The 16998-nt window shown below is 31.9% G+C and carries 18 protein-coding genes; 2 read left to right on the top strand and 16 right to left on the bottom strand.

Features of this window, described 5'->3' with window-relative positions:
• Window positions 1–36: 36 nt before the first annotated feature.
• Genes O3884_RS06130 through O3884_RS06120 form a run of 3 tightly spaced genes read right to left on the bottom strand, consistent with a single transcriptional unit; the run spans window position 37 to window position 3495 of the window.
• Window positions 37–1434, bottom strand: a complete 1398-nt coding sequence (locus O3884_RS06130; RefSeq protein ID WP_371452444.1) for a dihydrolipoamide acetyltransferase — start codon at window positions 1432–1434, stop codon at window positions 37–39.
• Between the two features lie 31 nt (window positions 1435–1465).
• The gene (locus O3884_RS06125) at window positions 1466–2458 is read right to left on the bottom strand and encodes an alpha-ketoacid dehydrogenase subunit beta (RefSeq protein ID WP_371452443.1); all 993 of its coding nucleotides are present in this window, start codon (window positions 2456–2458) and stop codon (window positions 1466–1468) included.
• Between the two features lie 56 nt (window positions 2459–2514).
• Window positions 2515–3495 (bottom strand): thiamine pyrophosphate-dependent dehydrogenase E1 component subunit alpha, encoded by a 981-nt coding sequence (locus tag O3884_RS06120; RefSeq protein WP_304096052.1) that lies wholly within the window; start codon window positions 3493–3495, stop codon window positions 2515–2517.
• 559 nt (window positions 3496–4054) lie between these two features.
• On the opposite strand from O3884_RS06120, the gene O3884_RS06115 reads away from it, so the two are divergent.
• Window positions 4055–5707, top strand: coding sequence for an L-lactate permease (locus tag O3884_RS06115; protein ID WP_371452441.1), 1653 nt, complete (start codon window positions 4055–4057; stop codon window positions 5705–5707).
• 60 nt (window positions 5708–5767) lie between these two features.
• Here O3884_RS06115 and O3884_RS06110 read toward each other — a convergent pair whose 3' ends face one another.
• The gene (locus tag O3884_RS06110; RefSeq protein WP_060913667.1) at window positions 5768–5959 is read right to left on the bottom strand and encodes a hypothetical protein; all 192 of its coding nucleotides are present in this window, start codon (window positions 5957–5959) and stop codon (window positions 5768–5770) included.
• A 741-nt stretch (window positions 5960–6700) separates the two neighbouring features.
• Between O3884_RS06110 and O3884_RS06105 the strand changes: the two genes are divergently transcribed.
• Window positions 6701–7087, top strand: coding sequence for a hypothetical protein (locus O3884_RS06105; protein WP_371452439.1), 387 nt, complete (start codon window positions 6701–6703; stop codon window positions 7085–7087).
• Window positions 7088–7107: 20 nt separating this feature from the next.
• On the opposite strand, the gene O3884_RS06100 is transcribed toward O3884_RS06105, so the two are convergent.
• From O3884_RS06100 to murA, 12 genes are all read right to left on the bottom strand, one after another.
• Window positions 7108–7707, bottom strand: coding sequence for a glycerol-3-phosphate acyltransferase (locus O3884_RS06100; protein ID WP_371452437.1), 600 nt, complete (start codon window positions 7705–7707; stop codon window positions 7108–7110).
• The gene (locus O3884_RS06095; RefSeq protein ID WP_371452435.1) at window positions 7704–8669 is read right to left on the bottom strand and encodes a lysylphosphatidylglycerol synthase domain-containing protein; all 966 of its coding nucleotides are present in this window, start codon (window positions 8667–8669) and stop codon (window positions 7704–7706) included. The genes O3884_RS06100 and O3884_RS06095 overlap by 4 nt, the downstream gene beginning before the upstream one ends.
• A 98-nt stretch (window positions 8670–8767) precedes the next feature.
• Window positions 8768–9175: a hypothetical protein gene (locus O3884_RS06090; RefSeq protein WP_371452433.1), complete on the bottom strand. Its 408-nt coding sequence runs from the start codon at window positions 9173–9175 to the stop codon at window positions 8768–8770.
• 76 nt (window positions 9176–9251) lie between these two features.
• On the bottom strand, window positions 9252–9935 hold the full coding sequence (gene mtnN, locus O3884_RS06085) for a 5'-methylthioadenosine/S-adenosylhomocysteine nucleosidase (protein WP_371452431.1): 684 nt from the start codon (window positions 9933–9935) through the stop codon (window positions 9252–9254).
• Window positions 9936–9939: 4 nt separating this feature from the next.
• Window positions 9940–10428 carry a transcription elongation factor GreA gene (greA, locus tag O3884_RS06080; protein ID WP_294681394.1) on the bottom strand — a complete coding sequence of 163 codons (489 nt, stop codon included), beginning with the start codon at window positions 10426–10428 and terminating at the stop codon, window positions 9940–9942.
• Window positions 10429–10476: 48 nt separating this feature from the next.
• Complete coding sequence (gene udk / locus O3884_RS06075; protein WP_314397684.1) at window positions 10477–11103, bottom strand: uridine kinase; 627 nt, start codon at window positions 11101–11103, stop codon at window positions 10477–10479.
• Window positions 11103–12374, bottom strand: a complete 1272-nt coding sequence (locus O3884_RS06070; protein ID WP_003146785.1) for a peptidase U32 family protein — start codon at window positions 12372–12374, stop codon at window positions 11103–11105. Before O3884_RS06070 ends, udk begins: the two co-directional genes overlap by 1 nt.
• A 96-nt stretch (window positions 12375–12470) precedes the next feature.
• Window positions 12471–13397, bottom strand: coding sequence for a peptidase U32 family protein (locus O3884_RS06065; RefSeq protein WP_371452428.1), 927 nt, complete (start codon window positions 13395–13397; stop codon window positions 12471–12473).
• 48 nt (window positions 13398–13445) lie between these two features.
• Window positions 13446–14093 (bottom strand): O-methyltransferase, encoded by a 648-nt coding sequence (locus tag O3884_RS06060; protein WP_371452426.1) that lies wholly within the window; start codon window positions 14091–14093, stop codon window positions 13446–13448.
• 367 nt (window positions 14094–14460) lie between these two features.
• Window positions 14461–15441 (bottom strand): phosphate acetyltransferase, encoded by a 981-nt coding sequence (gene pta, locus O3884_RS06055; protein ID WP_294681383.1) that lies wholly within the window; start codon window positions 15439–15441, stop codon window positions 14461–14463.
• A 12-nt stretch (window positions 15442–15453) separates the two neighbouring features.
• Complete coding sequence (locus tag O3884_RS06050; RefSeq protein WP_224207478.1) at window positions 15454–15573, bottom strand: DNA-directed RNA polymerase subunit beta; 120 nt, start codon at window positions 15571–15573, stop codon at window positions 15454–15456.
• Window positions 15574–15630: 57 nt separating this feature from the next.
• Window positions 15631–16902, bottom strand: a complete 1272-nt coding sequence (gene murA, locus O3884_RS06045; protein WP_371452424.1) for a UDP-N-acetylglucosamine 1-carboxyvinyltransferase — start codon at window positions 16900–16902, stop codon at window positions 15631–15633.
• Window positions 16903–16998 lie beyond the last annotated feature (96 nt).

The following is a 16998-nucleotide window of genomic DNA, read 5'->3' as shown; positions in this document are numbered from 1 at the left end:
TACACTTTATCTTGTTTTATAAATATTATATCATTATTAGATTAGTAATGATAGTGGATTTTCGATAGCTTCTTTCAGAGTCTTCATGAATTTAGCTCCTTCTAATCCGTCAACAACACGGTGGTCCGCTGTTAATGTTAATGTCATGATAGGTCTTACAGTAACCTCACCATTGAATACTACTGGTTTTGGTACAGTAGCACTTACACCTAAAATAGCTGTATTTGGTTGGTTAATGATTGGTACGAAGCTCTTAACTCCATACATACCTAAGTTACTAATTGTAAATGTAGAATCTGCCATTTCATCTGGTTTTAATTTACCAGCAAGAGCTTTTGTTGTAATTTCTTTAGAAGCCACTACAAGCTCTTTAAGGCTCATCTTATCAGCACCTTTAATTACTGGTACTACTAATCCACTATCCATACCAACAGCAATTGATAAGTTTACATAGTGGTGTAAGTACATTTCTTTTTCATCACCTGATAAAGAAGCATTTACATATGGGTGTTTCATTAATGATTTAATTACCGCTAATGAAATAAAGTCTGTAACTGTTGCTTTTTTACCTGTTTCTTCGATGATTGCATCCACAACTTTTTTACGTAATGCTAATAATTCAGTCATATCAACTTCTACGTTAACAACGAATGTTGGTGCACTGAAGTAAGATTCACTCATACGTTTAGAAATAACTTTACGCATTGGTGACATTGGTACAGTTTCAACAACACCCCATTGATTTTCATTAGGTGCTTTAGCAGATTTAGCGCTTGCTGGTGCAGCAACTTCAGCAGTTGCAGCAGCTTCACTTGCACTTCCGTTAAGAGCAGAAAGAACATCTGCTTTCATAATTTTACCTTTTGGTCCAGTACCAACGATACCGTCGGTATTAATTCCTTCAACTTCTGCAATACGTGCAGCAAGTGGAGACATTTTAGCTTTTGCATTTAGTTTATAATCAACTACATCATCTTTATGAACACGACCTTTAGCTCCAGTACCTTTTACTTGAGATAAGTCGATTCCGTTTTCACGAGCATACGCTCTTGCCGCTGGTGTAGCACGAAGACCAGAGTTGTCAAATACTACTACTTCTTGAGCAGGTGCTTCTTCAACTTTAGTTTCAACAACAGCTTCTTCTACTGGTGCAGCTGCAGCTGCAGGTGCTGCTCCAGCTCCAGGTACAGCTTCTCCAGGTTGTCCAATCCATGCGATAGTTTGAACTACTGGTACAACTGATCCAGCTGGGTGTACGATTTTAAGTATTGTTCCGCTTGCTTCAGCTTCAACTTCCATATTTACTTTATCTGTTACGATTTCAAGTAAAATTTCACCTTCTTTTACCTCGTCACCTTCTTGCTTAAACCATTGTACGATTTCGCCTTCTTCCATTTCACTACCGGCTTTTGGCATTATTACCTCTACTGCCATATTCTATTCACATCCTTCACTAACTAAATTTTTATTTTTTGTTTACAGCTTTTCTAATAGTTTCTTTGATGTCTTCTACATCAGGTACAACTAATTTTTCTAAGTTTTTAGCTGATGGAATGTGTGTGTCAGCACCAGCAACACGGTAAATAGGGCTATCTAAGAAATCAAATGCATCACTTTCTGCGATACGAGCAACGATTTCTCCACCGAATCCACCAGTTTTGAATGAGTCGTGACATACTACTAATTTTCCAGTTTTCTTAACTGAGTCTACAATTAGATCAGTATCTAGTGGTACTAATGTAATTGGGTCAAGAACTTCTACTGAGATTCCTTCTTCTTTTAATTCTTCAGCTGCTTTTAAGCTACGCTCTAACATTCTTCCCCAAGATACTAATGTTACATCAGATCCTTCTACTTTGATGTCACCTTTACCGATCACACCAATTTTACCTACTTCTACTTCACCTTTACGTCCGAATAACGCTTTTGGTTCAATGTAGATGACTGGGTTGTTATCTCTGATTGCAGCTCTTAAGATTGAGTAAACATCTCCAGGAGTACCTGGTGCTACTACTTTAAGACCTGGAATGTGACAGAACCATGCTTCTAACGCTTTACAGTGCTGAGCAGCAGCTCCTGTTCCTGATCCAGATGCACAACGGTATGTAACTGGCACTTGTACTTCTCCACCTAACATGTAACGCATTGGTGCAGCTTGGTTAACAATTGCATCCATACCGATTGTTACGAAGTCCATGAATGTTACGTCAACGATTGGACGCATACCTACTGATGCAGCCCCTGCAGCAGCTCCACAAATAGCTGCTTCACTGATTGGTGTATCAATAACACGTTCTGAACCGAATTCTTCTAACATACCAACTGTAGTACCGAAGTCTCCTCCGAAGATACCAACATCTTCACCCATTAAAAATACATTTTCATCTTCACGCATTTCGTGAGTCATAGCTTCTTTTATGGCTTCACGAACTGTCATAATTTTTGTTTCTTTAGTCATAACTATTAATCTCCTATTATATAAAATATTATTTAAAATTATTTTAACTTAAAATATTAGTCAGCGTAGTTATCTTGGAACGCTATTGCACCATCAGCAAATGGTGATTCTTTCGCAAATTCTACAGCATCATCGATAGTTGCTTTTGATCTATCTTCGATTTCTTTTAATTCTTCTTCTGTAGCAATTCCGTTTTCTAATAAGTAGTTTTTATATTTTACGTTAGGATCTTTAAGCTTCCACTCAGCTACTTCTTCACGGCTACGGTATTTACCTGCATCTGATGCAGAGTGTCCGAACCATCTGTAAGACACTGCTTCTACTAAAACAGGTCCTTTTCCACTTCTAGTGTGTTCAATAGCTTCTTGCATTGCATCATATACTGCTAATACATCGTTTCCGTCTGGAACGTGAATACCTTTGATTCTGTATGAAGCTGCACGTTCAGTAATTTCTTTAACACGCATACATCTTTCTTGAGCCATTGAGATACCATATTTATTGTTAATTACGTAGAAAATAAGTGGTAAATCCCAGTTAGAAGCCATGTTTAAACATTCGTGGAAACTTCCTTCGTTAGTAGCTCCGTCACCCATACAACAAATAACAATGTTACCTGTTTTTTTCATTTTTTGAGCTAGGGCAGCACCAGTACTTAGACCGTGTCCTCCACCAACGATACCATTACATCCCATGTTTCCTTGTTCAAGGTCATAAATGTGCATACTTCCTCCACGACCTTTACACTGACCTGTTTCTTTACCTAGGATTTCCGCCATCATACGATCAATTTCAATTCCTTTTGCAATTGTTTGACCGTGACCACGGTGATTAGAAAACATTAAGTCTTCTTTTCTTAATGGATAAATAGCACCAACGTTTGCTGCTTCTTCTCCTACTGAATAGTGAGTCATACCGTGAACTAAACCACGAGAGTATAGTTTACTCAACTCCATATCAAAATCTCTAATAAGCTGCATTAGTTCGTACATTTCTAAATGCTCTTGTTTAGTTAAATCTTTTGATGTTTTTACCATAATAACCTCCAAAGTTTGTATATATATTAAATGTATATAAATTATTTATTAATCATATATTACACTATTAATATACTATTTTTCACGAAAAATGTCAAATCTATAATCACAATAAAATAATAATATTTATCTCAGTAATATTATTCATTTCACATACCAACATAAACTTCAACTGTATTAGCACAGTTTAAAAGAAAGCATTTTTCCTTATACACCATATATACTTTATTCTTTACAACCTGTCGTAATAAAATGAAAAATATATAGATACAGATTTTTAAAAATAAAAATTATACTATTTCTCTATTTTTTATATAGAAATTTTTTTTAATAATTAATATTTTTTCATCTTTTCATTTTATAAATTACTTGGAACGTTTACTAACCTTTAAAGATGCTCATTTTAATTAAAAAATTGAATATATTCGATTAATTTCTTAAAACTATGTAAACATTATATTTTTGAAAATCTCATGAAAATGTAGTTTAATAGCTTGCATTAGTACAGTATTTTATATATAATTATTTTATACAAATTTTCAATTTAGGAGGAATTATAATGATTCTTAATACTATTTGGGAACAACAGTACAATCCAATGGGTAATATTTGGTTATCTGCTGCTGTTGCTGCTCTTCCTATAGTTATATTTTTAATTTCATTAGTAGTTTTTAAACTTAAAGGTTATACAGCCGGAGGTTTAAGTATTCTTAGTGCAGCTATCGTAGCTGCTGTATGTTATAAGATGCCTGTTGATAAAATTGCAGGGGCTGCAGAACAAGGTATCGTTTCAGGTTTATGGCCTGTTGCTAGTATCGTTCTTGCTGCAATCTTCTTATACAAATTAACAGTTAAAATGGGATTCTTCGATGTAATGAAACAAAGTATCTCATCTATTTCACCAGATAAAAGAATTCAAGTTCTTTTAATCGCATTCTCATTCAACGCTTTCTTAGAGGGTGCTGCAGGATTTGGTGCACCGGTTGCTATTACAGCTGCAATTTTAGTAGGTTTAGGTTTCAAACCATTACAATCTGCTGCAATTTGTTTAGTTGCTAATATCGCTGGTGGTGCGTATGGAGCGATGGGTATCCCAGTAACTGTTCCAGCTACTTTAACAGATTTAGATGCATTAACTCTTGGTAAAAACACTTCATTAATCTTATGTCTTGTTACTGTTATTATCGCCTTCTTAATCGTCTTTATGGTAGATGGTTTCAAAGGTATCAAAGAAACATTCCCTGCAATTATAGTTTCTGGTGGTGGATTTGCTATTACTCAATTCATCTTCTTAAACTTCGTAGGACCAGAACTTGTTAACGTTTCTTCAGCTATCGTGAGTTTACTTGCTTTAATCATATTCTTAAGATTCTGGCAACCAAAACAACAACTTACAGCTGAAACTAAAGAAATTTCTCATGATAAAGAAGTTTTAACTGGTAAAGAAGTTGTTAGAGCATGGACACCGTTCATTCTTTTAACACTATTCGTTACTTTACTAAACACTGGATTCTTCAAACAACTAATCCAACCTGCAAATCCTAAAACAGGTCAAGCAGCGGGAGCTTTAAACTCACTAATTTTCAACTTCCCATACTATATCGATGGTACAGTTGCACGTGTTGCTCCTATTGTAAAACAAGCTACTCCAATTAAAGCAGTATTTAGTTTTGCTCCATTTACTTCGACTACAACAGCGATTGTCCTTGCTGCAGTTCTAACAATCATTATTTTTAGAGTTAACAGTCGTATTGTTATTTCTACAATTAGAGAAACAGCTGTTGAATTATGGGGTCCAATCTTAACAATCTGTTCTGTACTTGCTTTTGCTTACATTTCAACATATTCAGGAATGTCATCAACATTAGGATTAGCATTTGCTAACACAGGTAAAATCTTCCCATTATTCTCTCCTATCTTAGGATGGATTGGGGTATTCTTAACAGGATCTGTTGTTAACAGTGGATCTCTATTTGCTGGATTACAACATGTTACAGCAACTCAAATTGGAGTTGACCCTTCATTGCTTGTAGCTTCAAACATCATTGGTGGAGCTATCGCTAAAATGATCTCTCCTCAATCTATCGCAGTTGCAGCAGCAGCCGTTGGATTAGTTAACAGAGATAGCGAAATCTTCGCTAAAACAATTAAATGGAGTGTTATACTTCTTGTTCTTGCAGGAGTACTTAACCTTCTAATTACACTTAGATAATTTTAAGTTAATAAAAAAAGAGATTTGGTAAAATACCAGATCTCTTTTTTTATAGGAATATTATGCAGCATGCTTATCGCAATGACATTCTCCTGTTTTGCAGTTTCCACATTCGCAATCTTCTTTTGCATTATGGCATCCACAAGCACAACCTTCTTTACATTCACATGTTCCTTCAACACAGTTTCCACATTTACAATCTTCTACTGCATCATGACAGTGACAGTGGTGTTCACATTCACATTTACTCATATTAATCGCCTCCGTATTGTTTAATTAATTATTCTATAGTTAAATTTTATTATGTTTTATATAACAAGTCAATAGATTCTCGTCTTAAGTAACTATTACGATTTACACATTCTTAAATCGTAATGAGGTCGGATTTGAATTAACATAAAGAATATCTATAAATACTACTCTAGTGTATGAAGATTGATACCAATTTATTATTCAATAAGCATGTTGAATTATATTCTTTGAAATGTATTTTCTTCGTTTTATCTTCTTTTTATATTATTCTTCAGCATCTTTATAAATTTAGGATGACTTATTAACATCCATGCAATCCTTCTAACTTTTTTATTCGCTAATAACTTCGCTATCTTCTTTAACGACATATGAAAAATCTCCTATTTTTTATTTCTTTTAATTTATCAGATGAATATATTATATATTATTAACTTTAAAATCACTTAAATCAACACAAATTATTAATTAAAACGCCATAAATTACTTCAAGACTTCTTTCTAGATAATTTATTTATTTAACACGGATATAACACCTTCAATGCCTATACTTGAAAAATTATCTGCATTTTATAGTTGAAAATCTCTCTTAGAATAAAATTATATAAAATATGATATATAATATTATTCTACTTGTGCTTATTATGTTATAATGAAATTGAAATAAAGGACTTAAAACTTATCCAATTCTTCTTTTATAATTCTTAATATACTAATTTTCATATAAAAAAGGGAGGAAATTATATGAAATATAAAAAATACTTAATCATCACTTTACTTATTTTTATTATACTATTAACTACATTTCTTTATACAAAAAATATCTTCTATTTCTATTCAACTATTCCAATAATCATATGCGCTAGTATTATTGGATATTTTCAAGAAAAAAATAAGTTATCAATAAAAACAAATAAAATCTTGAATCTTTTAAAATATGAGCGTATTTTTTACACTTTTGCAGTAATAATACCATACATTGTTAGTTTTACCTATAAAATTGAAAAAGTAGAAAACTACTTTACTATTGCCTATATAACTTCTGTGATTTTTCTTTTATTATATGCGATAATTTGTTTTAAACGTACTCTACTTATAAGAAAAGAACTACGAAAAAACAATTCTAAATAACAAAAAAAGAAATCAGCTCACTATCGAACTGATTTCTTAATTTTTCTTGCACTAAAATATTTATTGAATGAATCTTCTATATCTTTTACAGCTACTACACTTATCAATAGAACTGCTAGTATAAAAATTCCTAGTATTATAAATGATGGATTTTCTACATAGTTTATATACGTTACAAATGGAAGACTAGAATAAAACCCAATTGTTAAACTTTTTACGATAATAGCTATAACTAATGTACAAAGTATTAAGATTAAGAATAAATTTAATGATAATGCTGCTAAACAACCAAAGAATGTCGCAACCCCTTTACCACCTTTAAACTTAAAGATAATAGGTTTTATGTGACCTAATAATACTAATACTATGCAAATATATATAATTTTTTGATCAACATCTAATATTTTCAGTAATATAACCACAAAAAATCCTTTGAAAAAATCTACTGCTAAAACAAATAAAAACGATCTAGGACCTAAAACGCGTCCTGCATTTCTTGCCCCAACATTACCAGAGCCTTTATTAGTAAATTCTTCTTTATAAATCTTTTCTAATAATTTTCCACCCATAACATTTCCAATAAAATAGGCAACTATCGCATAAATTATCGTCGTAATCATAACTTTTCTCCTCTCTTAAATTTATCTTTTATCATTCTAATTCCTTCAGTTAGGAACATAAAACATCCAATAGTAAAAGGAACAACATAATATGACAATCTGTATATTATAATTGTCGCACCTATAATTTCTGGATTTATACCCAAATTTTTAAGTCCGATAAGAACTAAAGTATCAAAAGTACCTAATCCTCCTGGAATCATAGTTAATAAGCCTACTATTGATGCTACTATTATAACTCCCATTATCTGTAATTCCTTATCAGCTACTAAATCTCCCGTATAAAAATAAAGAATCATAAGAATAATAAGGGCTGCAAATACCCATTCTAAAAAAGAAATTACTGTCAATTTAACACTTAAGTATCTATCCGTTCTAATTCTTGGTTTTCTCAAATTAAAAAATAGATATAGTGGTAAAAATAAAGACATCAATATTAATGAATAATAAAAGATATTATTATTAGCATATAACGCTTGTCCTGGAAAGACATTTAATACTACAAAAATTGACAATAGACTGATTCCAGAAAGCATAGAAATAAGAATCATCCCTATTGCAGTAACTAATGTTTTTCCGTTTTTTGTATATGGTTTATACATATAATATCTAAGTCCGGCACCGATAAAGCCACCAAAACCTAGTACCATATTTAATGTGTTAGTCATAAAACTAATTTTAAAAATACGGAATGAAGACATATTTTTCGTTAAATTAATAGCCTTTAGAACAAAATAATCATATAAACATAAAATACTTATACCTAATAGACCACTTAATAAAACCACTAAAAATTTCATCTCTCCTATAGTTAGAGTGAGATGATGTATTTTTTTGAAGTCTAAACTAACTATCTCTTTTTTAAAATAGGAAAAAATTAAATAAAATATCAATAATCCCAAACTTATCTGAACTAAGTTCTTCAAATAATTAAAGGATCTTCTTTCAGTAATATTTTTCATTTTCTTTTCCTTATATAATATTTATCTACTTTATATTAACATTTTATAACTTTTTTTTCAATACAATTAATTACATAAAATTATGACTATAATATTTTTTAATCTACATATTCATGTAACTTATCTTCATATTCATTATATAATTCTGGATAACCTTTTTTCACCGCTTTTAAAAATGTTTTTCGAATTTTATTGACTTTTTGTACATAAATCAACATAAATATCAATGTAAATATCACAATATACAAAATCAACATATCAATTAAAAACGCTCCAGGGGCTCTTTGATATAATCCGAGGAATAATATGAATGTAGTTGTAAAAAATACCATTACTACTGCTACTTTGAAACCTTTTTTATATCTTGTATAATCATCTTTCACAATTTTACAGATTATATCTAATTCTTCTTTTGTATATCCTCCACTTTTAATTGATTTCAAAGTATAACTCGGAAGTTTTTCAGATGTTAATATTAAAAATAATTTCGATAATATAGTTATCATACTTTCCCTCCTACTTCACATAAATATTACAGCAAAGAAAAGCTTTTTGCTCTCCTTTGCTGATTTATAATTAATTTTAAAGTTTTTTTATTAGTTCTGTAGTTAATATAGATGAATTTACTGCAGCTATTTGTAAGAATTCATCAAAAGTAACTCGAGTTCCTTCTTCTGCTTTATCACTTACACTACGGCAAACTATAAATTTTGTTCCAAATTGGTAACAAGTTTGAGCAATCGCTGCTGCTTCCATTTCAACTACTTGCATATTAGGAAAGTTTTTCAATATTCCTTTTTTCAACTCTTTATTAGAGATAAATGAGTCTGACGTACCCACTAAACCAAAATGAATATTATGATCTGGTAAACTTATATCTGAAGCTAGTTTTTGCAACTCTTCATCACTCTTATACGCTGCTGGCATTTGTGGTACTTGACCAATTTCATAGCCAAACTCTGTTGCATCAACATCAAAATGTCTTACTTCTGTAGCAACGATCATGTCCCCAATTTCCATATCACCTTGTAAGGCACCACATGTTCCTATATTAATCACATATTCTGGTTTATAGTGATCTAATAATAAAGTTGTAGCAATAGCAGCATTCACCTTCCCTGGTAAACTTAACATAAGAACAATATCGCGTCCTTCATATTTACCTTCATAAAACTTTACATGTGCTATTTTTTTCTCTTGTAAATTTTCTATTTTTTCTTTTATTATAGCCACTTCTTCTGGCATTGCACCGATTAATGCTATCATAATACTATTCTACCGCTAGAATTTTGATATCCATTGAATCTTCTGGCCCTGTTGGTAATGAAACTTTTGCAATGTCTCCAACTTCTTTTCCTAATAAAGCTTGTGCCACTGGAGATTCATTTGAAATTTTGTATTCAAATGGATTAGCCTCAGCACTACCTACGATTTTGTAAGTTTCTGTTAACCCGTCTGGTAGTTCTTGATAAGTTACTTTGTTACCTAAACGAATTGTGCTTGATTTCTCATCTAATTCGATAATAACAGCATAACGAATCATTTGTTCCATCTCTAAAATTCTTTGCTCGATGAATCCTTGTTCATCTTTTGCTGCATCGTACTCAGAGTTCTCAGATAAATCCCCGAAACTACGTGCAATTTTAATTTTTTCAATTACTTCTGGACGTTTTACTTTTTTATAGTGTTCTAATTCTTCAACAAGTTTGTCATAACCTTCTTGGGTCATTTGATATTCTAATTTTTCTTCTAAAGCCATAGTGATACTCCTTTTTTTAGTCTACTCTATATTATATCTTTTTTTTTATTATTTTGCTAGTAGCGATTTGATTTTTGTTATTAAAATATCAATCGCTATATCATTATATCCACCATCGGGAACAATAATATCAGCATATTGTTTAGTTGGTTTAATATATTTTTCATGCATCGGTCTAACTGACACTAAGTATTGATTAATAACTGATTCTACAGTTCTTCCACGCTCATTAATATCACGTAATAATCTTCGTAAAATACGTAGATCACTCGGTGTATCAACAAAAATCTTAATATCCATTAATTCACGTAATTTCTCTGAATAAAGACCAAACATACCTTCGATAATAATTACATCTTTAGGTTCTTGATGTTTTTGTTCTTTACTACGAGTATGATTTACATAATCATATACTGGTAATTCAACAGCTTTTCCATCGATTAATTCTAATAAATGATTATACAGTAACTCGTTATCAAATGCACTAGGGTGATCATAGTTTGTTTTAACTCTTTCATCCATTGTCATATGGCTTTGATCTTTGTAGTAATAGTCTTGCTCGATTAAAGCCACTTTATCTTGAGTTAGCTCGTCTATAATTCTTTTAGTAACAGTAGTTTTACCACTACCGCTTCCTCCAACAATACCGATAATTTTTGGTCTTTTTGTAGCCATTAGCGTCCCATTTCCTTTCGCATCATATTGCTTTTAAATACTCTAGAGTCTAATTTTGTTCTAATAATTTGAAGTGGGTGTCTTGCTGCATCTAGTAATTCACCATCTTCATCGTAAATTTCTCCGATAACTTGTCTAAATGTATCAATCTCTGGTCCAAAGAATTCAACTTCTTGTCCAGTTTTAAAGAAGTTACGTTGTTGAATTGTTGCAATTTGAGTTTCTTCATCATAGTGAAGAACTTGCCCAACAAAGTCATAGTTTGTTTTCTTACCACCTTCGTTTCCAAACATTTGTTCAGAATACTTAGGAATCTCATAGAAGAATGACATCGCAGTATCACGGTTAGCACATTTATATAATTCTAATTTATATTCTGGTGTCATCTCAAAATTATCTGGATCTGCACAATAATCATCGATTAGTTTTCTATATACACTTGCAACTGTTGCTACATAGTGAATAGATTTCATACGACCTTCAACTTTTAACGAATCAATACCTAATTCAATAATCTCTGGTACTGCTTCAATTAATGTTAAATCTTTTGGACTCATCGCATAAGGATTTGCACCTTCATCGAATAATTTAGTATCTTCATCAGTTCCTTCTTCATAAAGGTCATAATTCCAACGACATGATTGACAGCAACCTCCACGGTTACTATCACGAGCTGTCATGTAGTTACTTAATGTACAACGTCCAGAATACGCTATACACATTGCACCGTGAACAAACATCTCAATCTCAACATCTGTTTTTTCACGAATTTCTTTAATTTCTTCATATCCTGTTTCACGAGCTAGTACTACGCGGTGCACTCCTTCACTTTCCCAATATCTAACTTCCTTATAGTTTGAGATTGATTGTTGTGTACTGATATGTACCTCTACTTTTGGAGCTACAGCTTTACATCTTTCAATGATATATGGATCCGCTACGATAATTCCTCTTACTCCTGCATCTTGAAGTGCCATTAAGAATTCATCTAATCCTTCAAAGTTCTCATCGTGAGCAATAATGTTCGCTGTAACATAAATGTCAGCTCCATATTTTGCTGCAAATTCACAACCTTCTTTAATCTCTTCAATTGTAAAGTTGTCCGCATTACTACGAAGCCCAAACTCCTGCCCTCCTAAGAACACAGCATCTGCTCCATAATGAATAGCTATTTTTAATTTTTCTAAATTCCCTGCTGGAAGCAGTAATTCTGGTTTTTTCGTTATTACTCTCTTACCGTCTCTAATTTCTGAAATATTTGGTATCGCCATAAGTTAAGGTCACATTCAAGTATGACCCATCCTCCTTGTCTTTTTTATTAGGTTTTATATAGGAAACCTTACCCTTTTATAAAATTCAAGAATAGACTAGTACATAGTTTTCTTATAGAAGAACCCTAAGTCTACTTCTCTATATTTTGGTTTAATTCTTTCTATATCGTTATAGAAATCTTGTTTTTCATCTTCGTATGCCTCTTTATCTTCATAATAAAGATCAATAGCATCACGATAAATAGTTACAACCTCTGTGATGTAATCTTCATCTTTTAAAACACCTTCAATCTTAAATGCAGTTACCCCTGCTTCGATTAGACGATCTAATTCTTCTATCGCACAGATATCATTTGCACTCATGATGTGTGTCCCATTCGAATCTTCAAAAATTGGATAGCGTTCATTTCTATCTTGACTGTATAGGAATAGTTTCTTAGAATTACTATATTCTTCAATATACTTCTCTTTACCACTATACATAAAATAATTATCCACCAATTTCCTTACAGATTGGAACATACAAAGCATTCCCTGAACTTGTACTTCAATCTCATATTCACTTTTTTCTGTAATTTCAAGAATTTCATCAATAGTTAATTCTTTTGAAAGACATGTTCTATAAGCTCCACGTTTCCCCCAATAATTACATGAGAAAGAATTCGTAGCTAATGTATGTGGATCCCATTGAAGTTTAAAATCAAGATTTTCTTCTCTTAAAATTGTTATAATTGTTGGTTCTCCATATATTAGAGCATCTACATTTAGTGTTGATAAATAATGTAAATAATCAACTAGGTCATCTATATGCTCATTATGAAATATTGCATTTACACTAACATATGCTTTTTTCCCTGCTTGGTGTATAATCTCAATAGCTTTTTTTAATTCGTCTCTCTTAAATTCACCAGCAAGACGTAATCCATATTTTTCTTCACCGATAACGAAACTATCAGCTCCTACATTTATCAGTTCATAAATATGATCAATACTTTTCGGTGTTACAACTAACTCTACTGTCATTTTTTATCCTCTCTTAATAAAATATACTAACTTCACAGTTCTATAATTTTATTTTCTTGTTGTTATAGTTATCCCATCTCCAAATGGTAGTATTACACTTTCATAGTTTTCATGTTTTAATAACCATTCATTGTAATTATTAATTTTTCTAGAAAGTTGTTTTAAATCTCTACTGTGTTTAATAATACTTGGATCGGCAACCATCCCTTTGAATAGCACATTGTCCGTAATAACTACAACATCCTCAGCAAAATATGGTTCATATAATTCAAAAAACTTTCTACTTTGACTCTTAGCACCATCGATAAATACTACATCATATGGGGCATTTGCCACTACTTCATCTTGAAGTTCTAATGCATCAGCATGAAGTAATGTTATTTTATTAGTTAGATTTCTCTTTTCTATGTTGTTTTTTGCTTGATTATACATCTTATCATCACGCTCGATAGTTGTGACATTACATCCTATTTTTTCGGCTAATTTAATAGATGTATATCCGATTGCCGTTCCTATTTCTAATAAATTCTTAGCTTTTTTTACTTTAAGCATCTGAATTAAAAATCTTATCCCTATTTTATCTATAATAGGTACTCTATTTTCTTCGGCATATTTTTCTAATTCTAAATAAAATTCATCAAAATCTTCTAACAAATTAATAACATATAAATCATCTTTTGATTCTATTGCAACCATGTTTACCTCCATATTTATACATCATATTATAATACCATAAAAGTTGGTATAAATGCAATTATAAAGACTAGAACATACAAAATATTCAAATATAGTCAACAGTATTTTTATACAATAAAACTAAATTTATGTATACTCTTTAAATACTACTAATAATGCCATGGATAAAACTAAAAAAGGGAGTGACTCAAAAATCGCGATTTCAAAGAAATCGATTTTGTCGAGTCACCCCCGCACAGTTTATTAGATACCTAAAAAGCTTTTATAAAGCGAATTTAGATATCAATAAACCACTGCGTCTATGAGTTATCATATACACTTTGTTCAAATTTAGGACTTTTGAGTCAGCCCCTTTATAATTATAATCTTATTTTTCTAAAGCTTGAACAGCTGTAATTAATGAAAGTTTGTATACATCTTCTGCATTACATCCACGAGATAAGTCATTTACAGGAGCGTTTAATCCTTGTAAGATTGGTCCTACAGCTTCAAACCCACCTAGACGTTGAGCAATTTTGTATCCAATATTACCAGCTTCTAAGCTTGGGAATACAAATACATTAGCATCCCCTTGTACTTTTGAATTAGGAGCTTTTAATTTAGCTACTGAAGGTACAACTGCAGCATCGAATTGTAATTCACCTTCTACCGCTAATTCAGGTGCATTTTCTTTAACTAACTTAGTAGCTTCTGCTACTTTAGTAGTATCTTCAGTAACAGCTGAACCTAAAGTTGAGAAACTTAACATTGCTACTTTTGGATCAACGTTGAAGCTTTTAGCTGTTTTAGCACTTTCGATTGCGATTTCTGCTAATCCTTCAGCATCTAATGTTGGGTTAATCGCACAGTCAGCAAATACATAACGTTTGTCTTCTTTACTCATGATGAATGCACCACTTGTACGTTTTGTTCCTGGTTTTGTTTTAATAATTTGTAATGCTGGACGAACAGTGTCTCCAGTAGAGTGAATTGCTCCAGATACTAATCCTTCAACTTCACCAGTGTATACTAACATAGTTCCGAAGTAGTTAACATCTTTTAATAATTCACGAGCTTTTTCTTCAGTTACTTTTCCTGCACGACGTTCTACAAACTTAGCAACTAATTCTTCTAATTTTTCGTAGTTTTCGTGATCGATAACTTCTAGGTTAGAAGCATCTAAAGATAATCCTTTAGCGATTTCTTCTACTTTTTCTTTTTTCCCAACTAACACAGGTTTAACATAACTAGTAGCGCCTAATTTAACAGCCGCCTCTAATACACGCTCATCATATGCTTCTGGTAGTACGATACGTACATTTTTCCCTTCTAATTTTTGTTGAAGTTCTACAAATAAATCATTTGCCATCTTCATTTCCTCCTAATTGTATATAATGTCTTTAATATGTCTTATCGGCTTTAAACTTAAAGCATCGAAAAGACTGCCCTTACCTAATATAGTATACCCTAATAACAATCCAATATAAAATATTATGATCATTAAGGCTATGTTTCGCAAATACCTTACTAATTTATCATTTGATTTCATAATAAATTCCTACTCATCTATTCTTTGAATATCTGCACCTAGTTTTCTCATTTTTTCTTCGATGTCTACATAACCTCTATCAATGTGGTAAATATCAATAACTTTAGTAGTTCCTGTAGCCATTAAACCAGCGATGACAAGAGCTGCTCCAGAACGTAAATCCGTTGCTTTAACAGTAGTTCCTTCTAAATGAGGTAGTCCTTCGATTAGTGAACTTCTACCTTCAATTCTAATCTTCGCATTCATTCTGCGTAACTCTTCAACATGCATAAATCTATTTTCAAAAACAGTCTCAGTAATAGTACTAGTACCATCAGCCAATAATGTTAATACACACATAATAGACTGCATATCTGTTAAGAATCCTGGGTGAGGTAACGTCTTAACATCTACCGGTCTTAAACTTTCTAGTTTATTACTTACACGCATAGACGTTTCATCAACTACTTCTATGTTAACGCCCATTTCACGCATCTTACTTACTAAGGCAACATTATCTTTATAAGGCGCACCTTTAACTAGCACATCGCCTTTTGTTGCTGCTGCTGCAATCATGTATGTAGCAGCTTCTACACGGTCAGGCATCACTGTATATTCAGTACCTACTAATTTTTCTACTCCTTCAATAACTAAAACAGATGTTCCTTTACCTTCAATCTTAGCTCCCATTTTAATTAGGAAGTTAATCATATCCTCGATTTCTGGCTCTTGAGCTGCATTAACAATAGTAGTTTTTCCTTTTGCTAAACAGCTTGCCATAACAACGTTTTGAGTACCACCCACACTTGGGAAATCGAAGAAAATCGTTGTTCCTTCTAATTCTTTTTCTGCTCTTGCCTCAACAAAACCAGCATCTTGAATAATTGTAGCTCCTAGTGCTTCAAACCCTTTTAAGTGTTGATCAATAGGTCTACTTCCAATTGAACACCCTCCAGGCATCGCTACTTTTGCACTTCCTTCACGTGCTAACATTGGTCCTAAAACTAAAAATGAAGCACGCATTTTACTAACGAATTCAAATGAAGCCTCTGTTAGTAAAGGTTTTCTTGCATCCATTTCTAAAGTATTTTCTTCTGGTCTATAATCTACCTTTACTCCTAGACTTTCAAATAATAATCCTATTGTCTTAATATCTGATAACTTAGGAACATTATAAAATTTACTTGTACCCTCTGTTGCTAATAAACCTGCAGCTAAAATTGGTAAAGCGGCATTCTTCGCACCAGAAACTTGTACTTCTCCTATTAAAGGTGTTCCACCTTTAACGACTATCTTTTCCAAGTTGTTTCCTCCATCTCTATATTTACATTTTATATCACATATAATACTACCACAAATTTAAAAATAAATAAAGTTTGAATAAATATTTTTAAAATT

Source organism: Gemella sp. 20925_1_85, assembly GCF_041433735.1.
In the GTDB taxonomy this organism is placed as follows: Bacteria; Bacillota; Bacilli; order Staphylococcales; family Gemellaceae; genus Gemella.
Note: the sequence above shows the minus strand (reverse complement) of the source record. Positions and strands in the feature narration are given on the sequence as shown.